16 protein-coding genes and 1 tRNA gene are annotated in these 13,703 nt (G+C 65.6%); 5 read left to right on the top strand and 12 right to left on the bottom strand.

Annotated features, from left to right (window positions below):
• Positions 1–142: 142 nt before the first annotated feature.
• Positions 143–1,450 carry an NAD(P)/FAD-dependent oxidoreductase gene (locus ACFCV3_RS28785; protein WP_376035035.1) on the top strand — a complete coding sequence of 436 codons (1,308 nt, stop codon included), beginning with the start codon at positions 143–145 and terminating at the stop codon, positions 1,448–1,450.
• 5 nt (positions 1,451–1,455) lie between these two features.
• Here ACFCV3_RS28785 and ACFCV3_RS28790 read toward each other — a convergent pair whose 3' ends face one another.
• The 4 genes from ACFCV3_RS28790 to ACFCV3_RS28805 form a co-directional block, all read right to left on the bottom strand.
• Complete coding sequence (locus ACFCV3_RS28790; RefSeq protein ID WP_376035037.1) at positions 1,456–1,869, bottom strand: GNAT family N-acetyltransferase; 414 nt, start codon at positions 1,867–1,869, stop codon at positions 1,456–1,458.
• Positions 1,870–1,883: 14 nt separating this feature from the next.
• Positions 1,884–4,223: a GH92 family glycosyl hydrolase gene (locus ACFCV3_RS28795; protein ID WP_376035039.1), complete on the bottom strand. Its 2,340-nt coding sequence runs from the start codon at positions 4,221–4,223 to the stop codon at positions 1,884–1,886.
• Between the two features lie 65 nt (positions 4,224–4,288).
• Positions 4,289–4,945: a response regulator gene (locus tag ACFCV3_RS28800; RefSeq protein ID WP_376035041.1), complete on the bottom strand. Its 657-nt coding sequence runs from the start codon at positions 4,943–4,945 to the stop codon at positions 4,289–4,291.
• Complete coding sequence (locus ACFCV3_RS28805; protein WP_376035043.1) at positions 4,942–6,066, bottom strand: sensor histidine kinase; 1,125 nt, start codon at positions 6,064–6,066, stop codon at positions 4,942–4,944. Before ACFCV3_RS28805 ends, ACFCV3_RS28800 begins: the two co-directional genes overlap by 4 nt.
• 104 nt (positions 6,067–6,170) lie before the next feature.
• On the opposite strand from ACFCV3_RS28805, the gene ACFCV3_RS28810 reads away from it, so the two are divergent.
• The 3 genes from ACFCV3_RS28810 (at position 6,171) to ACFCV3_RS28820 (ending at position 7,337) form a co-directional block, all read left to right on the top strand.
• Positions 6,171–6,677, top strand: coding sequence for a glycine cleavage system protein R (locus ACFCV3_RS28810; RefSeq protein WP_376035045.1), 507 nt, complete (start codon positions 6,171–6,173; stop codon positions 6,675–6,677).
• Complete coding sequence (locus ACFCV3_RS28815; RefSeq protein WP_376035047.1) at positions 6,674–7,240, top strand: peptide deformylase; 567 nt, start codon at positions 6,674–6,676, stop codon at positions 7,238–7,240. The genes ACFCV3_RS28810 and ACFCV3_RS28815 overlap by 4 nt, the downstream gene beginning before the upstream one ends.
• 16 nt (positions 7,241–7,256) lie before the next feature.
• Positions 7,257–7,337 (top strand) — tRNA-Leu (locus ACFCV3_RS28820).
• 204 nt (positions 7,338–7,541) lie between these two features.
• On the opposite strand, the gene ACFCV3_RS28825 is transcribed toward ACFCV3_RS28820, so the two are convergent.
• The 8 genes from ACFCV3_RS28825 to ACFCV3_RS28860 form a co-directional block, all read right to left on the bottom strand.
• Positions 7,542–7,988: an Imm1 family immunity protein gene (locus ACFCV3_RS28825; RefSeq protein ID WP_376035049.1), complete on the bottom strand. Its 447-nt coding sequence runs from the start codon at positions 7,986–7,988 to the stop codon at positions 7,542–7,544.
• Positions 7,989–7,992: 4 nt separating this feature from the next.
• Positions 7,993–8,763: a DddA-like double-stranded DNA deaminase toxin gene (locus tag ACFCV3_RS28830; RefSeq protein WP_376035051.1), complete on the bottom strand. Its 771-nt coding sequence runs from the start codon at positions 8,761–8,763 to the stop codon at positions 7,993–7,995.
• A gap of 17 nt (positions 8,764–8,780) precedes the next feature.
• Positions 8,781–9,041 (bottom strand): hypothetical protein, encoded by a 261-nt coding sequence (locus ACFCV3_RS28835; protein WP_376035053.1) that lies wholly within the window; start codon positions 9,039–9,041, stop codon positions 8,781–8,783.
• 94 nt (positions 9,042–9,135) lie between these two features.
• Positions 9,136–9,477 carry a hypothetical protein gene (locus ACFCV3_RS28840; RefSeq protein WP_376035054.1) on the bottom strand — a complete coding sequence of 114 codons (342 nt, stop codon included), beginning with the start codon at positions 9,475–9,477 and terminating at the stop codon, positions 9,136–9,138.
• A 114-nt stretch (positions 9,478–9,591) separates the two neighbouring features.
• Complete coding sequence (locus ACFCV3_RS28845; protein ID WP_376035056.1) at positions 9,592–10,335, bottom strand: GntR family transcriptional regulator; 744 nt, start codon at positions 10,333–10,335, stop codon at positions 9,592–9,594.
• A 30-nt stretch (positions 10,336–10,365) separates the two neighbouring features.
• Entirely contained in the window at positions 10,366–10,557 is a 192-nt protein-coding gene (locus ACFCV3_RS28850; RefSeq protein ID WP_376035058.1) for a hypothetical protein, read from the bottom strand.
• Positions 10,558–10,559: 2 nt separating this feature from the next.
• Positions 10,560–11,402, bottom strand: a complete 843-nt coding sequence (locus ACFCV3_RS28855) for a phosphoribosylaminoimidazolesuccinocarboxamide synthase (RefSeq protein ID WP_376035060.1) — start codon at positions 11,400–11,402, stop codon at positions 10,560–10,562.
• 63 nt (positions 11,403–11,465) lie between these two features.
• On the bottom strand, positions 11,466–12,308 hold the full coding sequence (locus ACFCV3_RS28860; protein WP_376035062.1) for a hypothetical protein: 843 nt from the start codon (positions 12,306–12,308) through the stop codon (positions 11,466–11,468).
• 531 nt (positions 12,309–12,839) lie between these two features.
• On the opposite strand from ACFCV3_RS28860, the gene ACFCV3_RS28865 reads away from it, so the two are divergent.
• Positions 12,840–13,379, top strand: a complete 540-nt coding sequence (locus ACFCV3_RS28865; RefSeq protein ID WP_376035064.1) for a hypothetical protein — start codon at positions 12,840–12,842, stop codon at positions 13,377–13,379.
• Positions 13,380–13,703 lie beyond the last annotated feature (324 nt).

The following is a 13,703-nucleotide window of genomic DNA, read 5'->3' on the forward strand; positions in this document are numbered from 1 at the left end:
GTGACGATAGGCCTGTGGGTGGTCACTCCAGCGAGGGATTCCGGTGGGTGAGATCACTCCCCAGAGGGTTTGTGAAAGTTTTCACGAACGGATAACCTGAAGTAGACATGAAGTCGTAAACCACTCAGGGAGAGTGAACCGCATGACAGCCCAGGTGCCGCACATCCTCGTCGTCGGAGGCGGTTACGTCGGGATGTACACCGCGTACGGACTGCGTCGCGCGGCCAGGAAAGGCAAGATCCGGGTGACCGTGGTGGACCCGCGGTCGGTGATGACCTACCAGCCGTTCCTGCCGGAGGCGGCCGCTGGTTCGGTGGAGCCGCGGCACGTGGTGGTGCCGCTGCGTAAGACGCTCAAGGGGTGCCGGGTGGTGACCGGCCGGGTGACCGGGATCGACCACGCGCACAAGGTCGCGAAGGTGATGCCCGAGGAGGGCCCGGAGTACGAACTGGCCTACGACCAGGTCGTGGTCGCGCTCGGTTCGATCGCCCGCACGCTGCCGATCCCCGGCCTCGCGGAAGAGGCGACCGGGTTCAAGAACGTCGAAGAGGCGATCGCGCTGCGCAACAAGGTGCTGGACCGCCTGGACGTGGCGAGCTCGCAGCCCGACCCCGCGCTGCGCAAGTCGGCGCTGACCTTCGTCTTCGTCGGCGGTGGGTACGCCGGTGTCGAGGCGTTCGCGGAGCTCGAGGACATGGCCCGCTACGCGACCCGGTACTACGACAACATCGAGCCCGCGGACATGCGCTGGATCCTGGTCGAAGCGACCAACCGGATCCTGCCCGAGGTGGGCCCGGACCTCGGCAAGTACACGGTCGACCAGCTACGCAAGCGGAACATGGACATCAAGCTGGAGACCCGGCTGGAGTCGTGCGAGAAGGGCCGCGTGGTCCTCAGCGACGGCGACGAGTTCGACGCCGACACGATCGTCTGGACCGCCGGCGTGAAGGCGAACCCGGCGCTGGCCGCCACCGACTTCCCGCTGGACGAGAAGGGCCGGGTCAAGTGCCTCGCCAACCTGCGGATCGAGGGTGTCACCGATGCCTGGTCCGCCGGTGACAACGCCGCCGTACCGGACCTGACGTCGGACAGCGGCGCGTACTGCGCACCCAACGCCCAGCACGCGGTTCGCCAGGCCGGCCGGCTCGCGGCGAACATCCTCCGCACCGTCGACGGCAAGCCGCCGCAGGACTACGAGCACAAGTACGTCGGCTCGGTCGCCAGCCTCGGCCTGCACAAGGGCGTGGCCCAGCTGTTCGGCATCAAGATCAAGGGCTGGCCAGCCTGGTTCGTGCACCGCAGCTACCACGTCAGCCGCGTTCCCACCTTCAACCGCAAGGCCCGCGTCATCCTCGACTGGACCCTGGCGCTGTTCTTCCGTCGCGAGGTCACCTCGCTCGGTACCCTCCAGGCACCGCGCGAAGAGTTCCGCCGCGCAACGGAGTCCTGACGCCCCTACTGCAGTGACTTGAACATGTGGATGTCCTCGTTCCCGCCCGGGATACCCCGAGTCCGGCCGGTCTCGACGTATCCGTGGCGCTGGTAGAAACCCGGCGCCTGGAAGGTGAACGAGGACACCGCGATCCGGTCGCAGCCGCGCCGCCGGGCTTCCGCCTCGGCGGCCAGCAGCACCTTGGTGCCCCAGCCGTCCTTCCGGCTGTCCTCGCGAATCCAGACCATGTCGATCCCGCACAGACCACCCCAGGTCCACGCGGCCAGCCCGCCGACCAACTCACCGGCGTCATCGGTGACCTTCACCGAGAACGCACCCCGGTCGTCGGCACCGGTGGCCGCGATGTTGAAGGTGTCGAGTTCATCGCTCAGGCGCTGCTCGAGCTCGGAGTCCGCCTCGCCGACAGTCAGATCCACGCCCGCAGACTAGATCATCGGTGGTCGACCGGAGGGGTGCCCCAAGCAGTGGGCTCCGATTCCATCTGTACGACGATTCGGCCGCCGCGGGTGATGAACGACTCCGGGAGCCAGGACTCGGTCCGCGGACGGTCGTTCAGGCGGAGCGCGGCGACGTACTGGTTGGTGTCCGAGGTGGCTGGTGCTTCCACAGTGATCCGTACGCCGTTGCTCCGGCGCAGCTCGACCTTCGGGAACAGCGGGCTGCCGACGAGCAGCTCCGCCCGCCCCGGGGTCTGCGGGAACAGTCCGATCGCGGCGAAGATGTACCAGGCCGAGAGCGTGCCGAGGTCGTCGTTGCCGGGCAGCCCGGCCGCGCCTGTGCCGTAGACGGTGTCGACGATCTCGCGGGTGGTGGCCTGGGTTTTCGCCGGAACGCCGAGACCGTTGTAGAGCCACGGCGTATGCAGACCCGGTTCGTTCGTCGGGTCGTACCGCAGCGCGTTGCCGCCCTTGACGGCCCAGTTGCCGTTCTCGTCGTGGAAGAACGCGTCGAGCCGCTCGACCGCCTTGCCGTTCATGGCTCGGGCCAGACCGGAGACGTCCTGCGGGACCATCCAGGTGTACGTCGCACTCGAACCCTGAGCGAAACCGGTCTGGGTGGACGGGGTGAAGCCCGGTTCCCAGGTGCCATCTGTACGGCGTGCCCGCTGGTAGCCGACGGTTGGGTCGAAGGTGTTCTGCCACCAACTACCGCGGGCTTTCAGATCCGGCGCGCTGGTTCCGAGCCGCTCTGCCCATTGGGCGAGGGAGTAGTCGGCGAGGGAGTTCTCAAGCGTTTCGGCGGCGCCTCCCCAGCAGTGGCAGGCGTCCTGGGGTGCGTAGTGGTGCGCCAGGTAGGTGTTGAGGGCGGGGCGTTGACCGGTACATTGCCCTGGGCAACCACCGTCGTTCTCGGCGTCGGCGTTCTGGATCCGCGCCTGCTTCGTGAGCGACTCGAACGCACCCCGTACGTCGAAGTTGCGCACCCCCATCGCGGCGAACGTGGCCAGTGTCGGCGCGGCCGGGTCCCCGGTCATCACGTGGGTCGGACCGTTGTTGTGCAGCCAGCGGTCCCAGATCCCCTTGTTCTGCTGGGCGAACTGATACATCGACTGCGCGAAGTCACCGGCAACGTCAGGTTTGAGGAGGGCGAGCAGCTGGATGTGCGCCCGGTACTGATCCCACCCGGAGAACGTCCCGTACTGCGCCTTCTGCCCACGGGCCAGCCGGTGAATCTTCAGGTCGGATCCGAGGTAGCGCCCGTCGACGTCGTTGAAGATGTTCGGCTGCAACAGCACGTGGTAGAGCGCGGTGTAGAACGTGGTCCGCTGGGCATCGGTCCCACCGGTGACGCCGATCGACCGCAGCTCGCGCCGCCAGGCCGCGTACCCTTCCGCCGCGATCCGGTCGACGGTGGCATTCCGCCGTACCTCGGTGCCGAGGTTCTGCTCGGCGCCGGCCAGGCTCACGTACGAGATCCCCAGCTGCATCCGCACCTTGGCGCCCGGCGCGAACGTGACGTAACCACCCGAACCACGCCCGGCCCGATCGGCGCCGGTCGCGTACCCCTCGCCGCCGGTGGTGTGCGTGCTGCCCGTGGCCAGGTCGCCGTTCTTCCAGGTGCCGTTGGCAACGATCGGCTGGTCGAACGACGCGGTGAAGTACAGCCGGTAGTAGGTCTTCCGGTTGTTCACTCCCCCGTTGGCCCGGCGGCCGCAGAACGCGCCGGTCAGCACGGATCCGGTCACCTTCCGCCCGCTCGGGTCGATGGTGATCTCCGCGTCCTCGCTGCCGTTCAGGGAGTTCGACGTACGGAAGAGCAGGTTCGCGGCCTGGTCGGCCGGGAAGGTGAACTCACCGACGCCGGCGCGGGTGGTCACGGCCAGGTCGGTCTTGACGCCGGAATCCAGCGTGACCGTGTAGCGGCCCGGGACGGCCTTCTCGTTCGCGTGGCTGAAGTTCGTGGCGTACTTCGCGTCCTTCGTGTCGGCCGTCGGCGACGAGTCGACCGCCCCGACGTACGGCATGATCGGGATGTCCCCGGCAGCCCCGGGGTTACAGCCCGCGCCACTCAGGTGGGTCAGACTGAACCCGCGGACGCGCGTCACGTCGTACTGGTAGCCGTTCGCCGCGCCGGTGCTGGTCTGGTCGCCGCGCGTACTCGTCGGGCTCCACGAGATCATCCCGAACGGGCGGACCGCACCCGGCCACGTCGTACCGTCACGCAGCGAGCCGATCAGGGGGTCGACGTACGACGCGGGATCTGTTGACGCCTGCGCCGGTACGGCGGGGATCAGCAGGGCGAGAGTGAGAGCAGCTGCGACCAAGCGCATGGAGGAGCCTTCCGTTGGCGGACGGACGTTCCAACGATAGAAGGCGTGGGTGGCCGGCAGGTGTCCTACTCGTGGAGCAGACCCGCATCGTGGACCAGCAAGGCGATCTGCACCCGGTTGTTCAGATCGAGTTTGGTGAGAATCCGCGAGACATGGGTCTTCACCGTCGGGACGCTCAGATAGAGGGTCGCGCTGATCTCCGCGTTCGACTTCCCCTCACCGACCGCGACGGCGATCTCGCGCTCGCGCTCGTTCAGACCGGCCAGCCGGGCGACCGCCTTGGTCTTGCGCTGGTCCTGACCGGACGCGGCGACCCGGGTGATCAACCGCTTGGTGACCGCGGGCGACAGCACGGGCTGCCCACCGGCGACCCGGCGGACCGACTCGACGATCTCGGCCGGTGGGGTGTCCTTCAGCACGAATCCCGCCGCACCGGCCCGCAGGGCGCGCAGCACATGCTCATCAGCGTCGAACGTGGTCAGGATGATGATCTCCGGCGCACCCGGCTTCCGTCGTACCGTCTCGGTCGCGGTGAGGCCGTCGGTGTTCGGCATCCGGATGTCCATCAGTACGACGTCCGGCGCGAGCCGCTCGATCAGCCCGGTGACGCCGGTCCCGTCGCCGGCCTCGCCGACCACGCGGATGTCCGGCGCGCCACCCAGCATCAGCTTCAGGCCGGCGCGGAGCAGCGGATCGTCGTCGACGATGAGTACCCGGATCATGACGGCCACGGTAGCCAGGCGGACAGCCGGAACTCGCCGTCGGGGGTGCGGCCGTGTTCGAGCCGGCCCTCCACCAGGGCCGCGCGCTCAGCCAGGCCGAGCAGGCCACGGCCGTCGCCTAGGCGCTTGCTAGGCGCCGGGTTGCGCACCACGACCGCCAACCCGTTGCCCGGGGCACCGGTCACGTCGATTGTGACCTGCTCGCCCGGCGCGTGTTTCATCGCGTTCGTCAGACCTTCCTGGACGATCCGGTACGCCGTACGGCCGATGTGCTCGGGGAGCGCACCGACGACGCCTTGCCGGAGCTCGACCGGTACGCCGGCCGCCTGGGACGCCTCGACCAGCGCCGGCAGGTCCGCGAACGAGGGCTGCGGCAGCTCGCCGACCGGAGCCCGCAATACGCCGATCACCTCGCGCAGGTCCTGGAGGGCTTGGTGGGCACTCTCCCGGATCACCTCGGCGGCGCTGGCAACCTCCGCGGTCGACGCATCCGGCCGATAGGCGAGCGCCCCCGCATGCACGCTCAGCAACGACAACCGATGCCCCAGTACGTCGTGCATCTCGCGCGCGATCTCTTCCCGGGCCCGGAGCTGGCCCTGCTCCGCCTGCAGCCGGGCCACCATCTCGGCCCGATCGGCGCGGTCGCGCAGCGTCTGGAGGAGCTGGCGCCGGGATCGGATGTACAGGCCCCAGCCGGCGACCGCGATGTAGAGCGCGATGGCTGCCACCGCCAGCGCGCCAGAGTCCGGCGGGCGCTTCACCTGAAGGTAGAGGACCAGGGAGACCGAGTTCGCGGCGAACACGAGCAGGGTGGTCCGCAGCGGCCGGTACACGGCCACCGACAGGATCAGGACGAGTGTCGGGCCGCTGGCGGTCTCGGACCAGATCGAGATCACCGAGGCGGCCAGGGCCAGCTGGACCGGCCATCGGCGGCGGAACCAGATCGCGAGGCACAGCGCCAGGCCGGACACGAGATCGAGCAGTACCAGGAACTCCCGGCTGCCAGGTTTCGCGCTGTCCTCGAAGACGATGAGCCCGAAGATCAGCGCGAACAGGAAGACGGCCGTGTCCACCGCCCAGTCGCGCGCGCTGCGGCGCCGAGGGTGCGGGGGCCGGTTCATGGGACGAATGTAGCGCCGTACCACCGCTCTCCCGGCCGTTCCGGGCTGTCCGGATACCGAAGTCGAGGTGATCTCCTCCTTTGGTTGACGGTAGGTTCCCGGGCATGAGTCAGCTCGCAGTCACCGTCATCGGCCCGGACCGCCCGGGCATCATCGCGGACGTCACCGAGGCCCTGGCCGGGACCGGCGTCAACCTCGAGGACTCCACGATGACGCTCCTGCGCGGTCATTTCGCGATGATGATCGTCTGCTCCGGCTCCCTCGACGAGGTCCAGACCGCGATCGAACCGCTGCGGGGCGACCTGGTCATCACCGTCCGCGCGATGGGCCCGGAACACGAGCACGCCGCGATCGGACCGTCGTACCTGCTGAGCGTCCACGGCGCCGACCGCCCCGGGATCGTCGCCGCCGTCACCCGGATGGTCGCGGCCGTCGGCGGCACCATCACCGACCTGGCGACCCGGCTGAGCGGCGAGCTGTACGTGCTGACCGCCGAGGTCGAGTTGCCGCTCACCGCCGACCTGGAGACGCTGGAGCGCGCCCTCGAGATCACCGCCGAGGAGCTCGGCGTCGGCGTCACCCTGAGCCCGGCGGAGAGCGACGACCTGTGAGCGTCGCACACCTCAACCAGACCCTCGCCAGCTGGAGCCCCGCCCAGCTCGGCCTCGTCGGCGACATCCTGGAAGTGGTCCGCGCCCCGCACCCGGTGCTCGCCACCGACGGCGCGACCGTGGATCCCCTCGACCCCACCATGGTCGCCCTCGCCGCCGACCTGGTCGCCACCATGCGTGTCTCCCCCGGCTGCGTCGGCCTGGCCGCACCCCAGGTCGGCATCGCCGCCCAGATGTTCGCCCTCGACGTCACCGGCCACCCCAAGACCCGCACCTGCCACGGCGTCTTCGTCCTCTGCAACGCCGTCGTCACCGAAGCCTCCCGCCAGGAAAAGGCCCGCGAAGGCTGCATGTCCGTCCCCGACTTCACCGGCGACGTCAAACGCGCCACCAGGCTGGTGGTGACAGGTGTCCTCCCCGGCACCACCGACCAGGTCACCATCACCACCGACGCCTTCGAAGCCCGCGCCCTCCAGCACGAGATCGACCACTGCAACGGCAAACTCTTCCTCGACCGAGTCGCCGGAGCGCACGCCGTCTACCCCCGCAAGGTCTACAAATAACGTACTCTCGACCCGCGCCCGGGTGGCGGAACGGCAGACGCAGCGAGCTTAAACCTCGCAGCCGAAAGGCGTACGGGTTCGAATCCCGTCCCGGGCACAGTTAAAACACCCCCGCGTGCTCCGCGCCCGCTACTTCGTCGCTCCGCTCCTCAACGCGGTCGCTACGCGCGCACCCCGCCCACCCCCGGCTAATCGCCGTCCTCCCCCTGCGAGCTACCGCTCGCGCTACGCGCTACCGCGCGACCAACCCCGCTGTGGTTTGCGTCCGCTGACAGGCTCAGGTCTCGCACGGCTTCTGAAGTCAGGCGATGTCCCTCGGCCAAGCCGCCCACTCAAACGACGCCGGCCGACCCCCACCGCTCTCGACGAACTCACCGAGGGCACGGCGTACATCGTCGAGCGACACCTCGGAGTCCATCGGCCAGCCTTCGTCATGCCCCTGGTAGTAGTAGAAGGCCTCATCACGCTGGCTGGGCCTACCCTGCACGTACCAGACCCCTCGCACGGCACCGTCGTCACCGGCATACCGGATGCCACCGACCTTCGCCTCAGCATCGATACCGACCCGCAGTTCATGGTCGCGCACACCAGACTCCAGCAACGGCCGTGCCTCGCTGTAGAGCGCAACAACCGAGTTCTCGAACGGCTCAGCCAAGGCCGCCTCGACCAGAGCATCGACGTCTGCAGCCGAGTTCAGAAGCGTAGGCCCCGCGCCGTTCTTGTAGAAGGCCCGCACAGTCGCTGTCATCTCGTCATCCATCCTGTTCCGCGGCACGATAGGTCCGTTTGAATTCAGCTGGTCCGTAGACGGTCAAACTACCGCCCGCCGGGAGAAACCGGGGCAGCATCTGATCGCAGCCAAGGTCACCGTCGCACGGATTCTTGTTGACCACGATCGTCTCGTTCAGGAGACCGCGCTCCCTCATCATCAGCGCGAACTTGATCTCGACGTGTGACGAGATCGCCAGGGTATGCGGCGGGTCACCCAGGTTCTTGTCCAACGCCAAACGATCAGCCATCTCCCGATAATGATCGACGCCGCTGAGGAGGGGCTGCTCGTTGCCATCGGGATCTCGCCAGAGTCCGCTGGTCTTCTCTCGGTGACCTCGACGCTCGACGCGTACCGGCAACTTCCGAAACAGATCCCCGGCCTCTTCATCGCTGATCGCCGGGATCGGCCCACTGCGTTCCGACCTCGGCTCGGCACCTTCCTTCGCGACATACCCCGACTTCTCCCCCTGCGCGGCTCGGTCATGCTGCCCGCCCGCCACCATGTGCTCAGCCCAACTGCGCGCCCTCGGCGGTACTTGACTCAAGTAGCGGGCAGCCTCTTCGCAACGCGTCGCTGCGTCGGCCAGTTGCATGGCGGCCAGCCGGGCTGCCGGGTGGTTGGACAGCTGACCTACATGGCCGGCATCTTCCCGACATTTCCGAGCGACCCGCTGGAGATACTCGGCGACGCGAGGTGTCTCGTCCAGAACAGCGAGCAAGGCCTGAGCTACCCGCTGGAGTTCGGAGGGCATCGTTGTGCCTCCGATGGTTAGATCTGGTCGGCATAACTTCGGCAGCCTTGGGCAGCAATCTGGAGCGCTTCTACAGCCTGTTCGAGTGAGCGGCCAGCGGCTTCGAGCAGTTGGGTGATGTCACGATCAGCCCCGGTGGCCGAGCCCGCGATCAGAGCTTGGACCTGCGTGCCGGTCTGACCGAACTTCTGACGGAATCCCCCCAGACTTCCTGCGCCCTGCTGGGCTTCCGTCGTGAGTTGATAGAGCTGGGCTTTGAGTCTTTGGACGTCAGACATGGGCGCCTCATCTACTTAGTGGCCTCGGGCAACTGAATCGAAGTTGTGATGGAACGGCGGGTGGGCGCAGGTCGCAGTACACCCACCCGCCGGCTCAGCGGCTCCCGTCGGGGGAGGCAGCGACGAACACCTGCGCACCAGTCGCCCGCTCGAAGGTGAGCCTGACAGCGAGAGGCGCTCCAAGAACGGCGAAGAGCAGCATGCTGGGAAGCAGGACAGCGGTGGCTCGATCGTGGTCGATGGCTTGAACCAGGGCCTCGAACGCTGCAGGCGATGCCTCTCGCTTCTCCACGAAGACCGTCCCCAAGGTGAAGCCCTCGGCGATCGCCAAGCGGGCGAGTCTGTTCTTGGCGTCAAACAGTTCCATCTCGGTCATCAGCAGGTGCTGCCGGATGTAGCCGAGCACGAGGGGGTTGGTGCGATCTACAGCGTTCATCGCGTACTCCAGGATCTGGTGTTCTAGTTCAGAGCCTAGAACACCAGATCGGAACCGCACAACCCCATGACTTCGGATCCAGCCGCGGGACGACAGTCAGTTGTGATCAGGGGGTCAATCCCCGAGGCGGCCACGGTAGGTCACGCGACCGAAGGTGATGCTTTCGCCGTACTCGAGAACGTCACCGGCGTTGTCATAGATCCAGTTGCGCCCCAGTAGGATGAGGTCGCCTTCATCGAGCCCGAGCTCGGCCGCTTGCTCAGCGGTCGCTGCTGCAGGCTCGAACTGGTCCTGCCAGGCATCGACGGTCCGATCGAGCGTCCTGGCGACATAAGCGAAGGTTCCTTCGCGGATCCGCTCGGTGCTCAGTAGCAGCGGAGCACGCTCAGCCAGATCCCCTTTGAAGTAGGAGGTCGAGGCCGAGATTGGCTTGCCGTCAGCGCGATAGGTGACCCGGACGCGCCGAATGACTGCACTGCCCACCTTCAGCCCGAGCGCGTCCCCCACTTGCCCAGTGGCCTCATCTAGCGCGGCATCGATGATCTTGGCGTACTGGCCGGTCGGATAGACCTTGCCAGTGCGCCGAGACTTGTCCACCCGGTCATTGGCGGCCCGGCCACGCTCATCTTCGGTCGTAACAATGCTCCCGATGCCGCGCTCAGGCCTGATGTACCCCTCGGCGCGCAGACTGGTCAAAGCCCGCTGAGCAGTCGCGATCGCCACCCCGAACTCACGCATCAGCGAGCGCACCGACGGCACTCGATCGCCGGCCTGAAGCTCACCGTTCGAGATCCGACCACGGATCGCGTCGGCGATCTGCCGATACGGCGGCGCAGGACGCTCCAACTTCGGGGGCATAGCTAGACCTCAACGGTTCCGATCGACGTTCTAGTAATCGTCCGACGCGTTAACTCGATCGATGCCGCCGTAGCCTGTGGCGGCGACAGAGCGCGCAACCTCGGCGTCAGCAGGGTCAGGCTCAATCCCATGCTCCTTGGCCGCCACCAATCGCCTGTGCACCTTTTGCAGCTCCAGTACCTCTGCCAGACGCGCCTGCTGAATCTCGTCCCAAGTAGCCATCGTCAGTCCCACTTCAGACCAGTAATGCGCTCGTACATAGCGACATACCGAGCGCGAGTCTCATCAACAACATTCTGCGGGATCTCCGGCCCAGGAGGAGTCTTGTCCCACGTACCCAGATCGCGAGCCCAGTCCCGCACGAACTGCTTGTCGTAAGAGACCTGCCGCTGTCCAGGCTTCCAGTCCTCATCGCGCCAGTAGCGCGAAGAGTCAGAGGTCAGAACCTCATCCGCCAGGACGAGCGTTCCATCCTTCGCGAGCCCGAACTCAAACTTCGTATCAGCAAGGTGAACCCCACGACCTTGCGTGATCTCCGTAGCCCGAGTGAACAGCTCAAGCGTCTTCGCCTTCAGCGTTTCAGCGAGCTCCAGCCCAACAGCCTCCGAGACCTCGTCAAAGGTCATCGGTTCATCGTGGCCATCTTCGGGGGCTGTCTTCGTCGTCGGCGTGAACACAGGCTGCGGAAGCTTGTCTCCCTCAAGCAGACCAGGCGCAATCTCCACACCAGAGATCACCCCGGACTCCTGATATGCCTCCCAGCCCAGGCCGGCCAAGTACCCACGAGCGATGCACTCAACCTGAACGATGTCCACCTGCTGACATCGAACAGCACGCCCCTCGAACTCAGCAGGCACATCAGTTGCCGAGATGACATGGTTCGGCATCACGTCTGCAAGCTGCTCGAACCACCACAGCGACAGGCTCGTCAGCAACTTCCCCTTGTCAGGGATAGGTGTTGGCAGCACCACGTCGTAGACAGACACGCGGTCAGTCGCAACCAGGATCACCTCCCCCGGGCGATCGCTGTACACATCCCGCACTTTGCCTCTATGCAGCAGCTCCACACCAACTGTTCTAGCACACCACACTCACCGATGTCCTGAAGGGGCTGCAGGAGCCCATCCTCCCTAAGGACTACCCTTGGTGTTATCGCCTTCAGAGTCGGGATAGGCATCGTAAGATCCGGCCCACACTTGCCACTCGTCACGAGATATCTGATGACCTTTAGCAACCAAGCGCATCTCAATCTCCACCATGCTGGAGATTCGAGTGCCGTGTTCAAACTTGTAACTAGGCGGCTCAAGACCCGTACTCCAGATCGCAAGGTCGCGAACGTGAGACGAGAGCCTGACCACTTCAGCCTCTACTTTTTTCCACTCGGAATCTGCTTCGATGCTCACGTCAATACCGAGGGAGAAAAAGCTTCCAACATCCTCGGGGGTAGATCCACGCCGTTCTATGGAGTCACAGAATTCGACAATGTCAATGCGGTCTGACTCCAACTGCTGGATAGCTGCGAGTAGATCGTCGGACGACATGATGCCCGCGCTTGCTAGGAAGTCCCGCCGACTTGTCAACGCACGTATGGCTGCGTCGGAACCGGTTGATACTGGCTTGGTTTTGCCGCCCGAGGTCGGCTTAGGCTTCGTGAAACCAGCCACCCAGACAGCCAGCTCACCAGCTACGTCGTGAATTACCTCAAGGGCATGGGAGTCCGCCGCTAGTGTTCTGTCGGCGACGATCTGGGCTCGCAGGATCCCATAGGCGAGCAATACTGCGATGCCCGCCCCCATGATCGAACCGCCGATGGTGATCACGGCGTTCGCAAGACTTTGATTGCTTGTCAACTCATTCCAAACACCAGGCTTCGTGCAGCGGAGCAACAAGAGGCCTACTGCTGTTAGCAATATGACTAGCGCCGAACCCAAGGCAAGCTTGAGCCCGATTCCTCCGCGATCCTGTTTTGCCATGCCCGGATTCTAGGTGCACCACCCACCTAACAAGCCGCCTGCCTGACATGTTTCTCTACGTCTTCAAGACGGGACCCTCCAGGGCCCGAATGCGCGCCGCCACCGAAGGTCGGGCCGCCTGCCCTCCGCTTGCTGCGCTGCGCTCGGGCGCGTCCCTTGGCCAGGCGCGCACGTGCAGCAGGGTGCCGGGTCAAAGACAGCAGAACTCGCCATCAACGAACCGACACCCTGTGATCTGGTGTTGTCAGAAAAGGCCGGCCACCCCGCCGCCCGCGGTTGCCGCAGACAGCCGTCTACCGGTTGGCTCCCGCATCGCCCCGCTAGCAACAATGGGAGGGACGGTCCGGCCCGCCACGCGTCAAGAGCGCCTCCGGCGTCGCTACGCGATTCGAGCAAGCTCGACCCTTGACCCGCACCGCTCCGAACCTAAGGTCGGCAGCTATCGGGGCGATGCCGGAGGGCTGGCCGAGGCTTGACACGTAACCGTCAAGAGATCTGGTCGTGAACGGCGAGACCTGCGACAGTTCGTCCATGGATGGGTTACAGACCATAGGTGTCGGCCTAGCTATCGCAGTTGCTGGCGGACTCCCGACGATTTGGGCGACCAAGCGATGGGGAACACGGCGAGGGAAGATACAGATCCACGTCAGCAGAACATCGCTACTACTGATGTCTGGGACATTCAGGTCTGACATAGAAGTGCGAGCGGCCGGCCATGTACTAGCGGAGCCGACGCTATACACGATCGTAATCACCAACACCGGGCCACGAGACTTGGCGTCCCAACACTTCGACGACGGAAGACCCATATCCGCGAAGGTTCCCGGCCGAGTGGCGGCAGCACGATGGATGAGTACCGGCCAAAGTCCGACCATCACTGGCGATGATAAAACCGCCCTGATCTCATGGACACCAGCCTTGCTTCCAAGGAAGGAGTTTTGGAAGCTGCACATCCTGGTTGATCTGGCCGAGAAGGCGACGATGGAGTTCACGAACCCGTTGATTGACTTCGACGTGACGTACACGGGAGGAGGTGACACGATCCTCGGACCCGGCTTCGAACACGGTTGACGTGGCACTAGCAAAGCGCCTGCTGCAGGCGCCAAGTTCCCGCGAACCTCCGCTGAGGACTCCGCTACCCCTGACGGGACCGGTTGCGTTTGCGGTTGCAGTTCATGCCCGTTCGGCCCGGTTTGCCGCCGTACTGAACCCGGAGTGCACGACTCCAATGAACTACCCCGAACCCCCTCAAACAGGCCCAGTTCGAACTTAAACCTCGCAGCCGAAAGGCGTACGGGTTCGAATCCCGTCCCGGGCACCTGTACGACGACCAGCCCCGCGTGCTCCGCGCCCGCTACCCTCGTCGCTCCGCTCCTCAACGCGGTCACTACGCGC

It is taken from the genome of Kribbella sp. NPDC056345 (assembly GCF_042262745.1).
In the GTDB taxonomy this organism is placed as follows: domain Bacteria; phylum Actinomycetota; class Actinomycetes; order Propionibacteriales; family Kribbellaceae; genus Kribbella.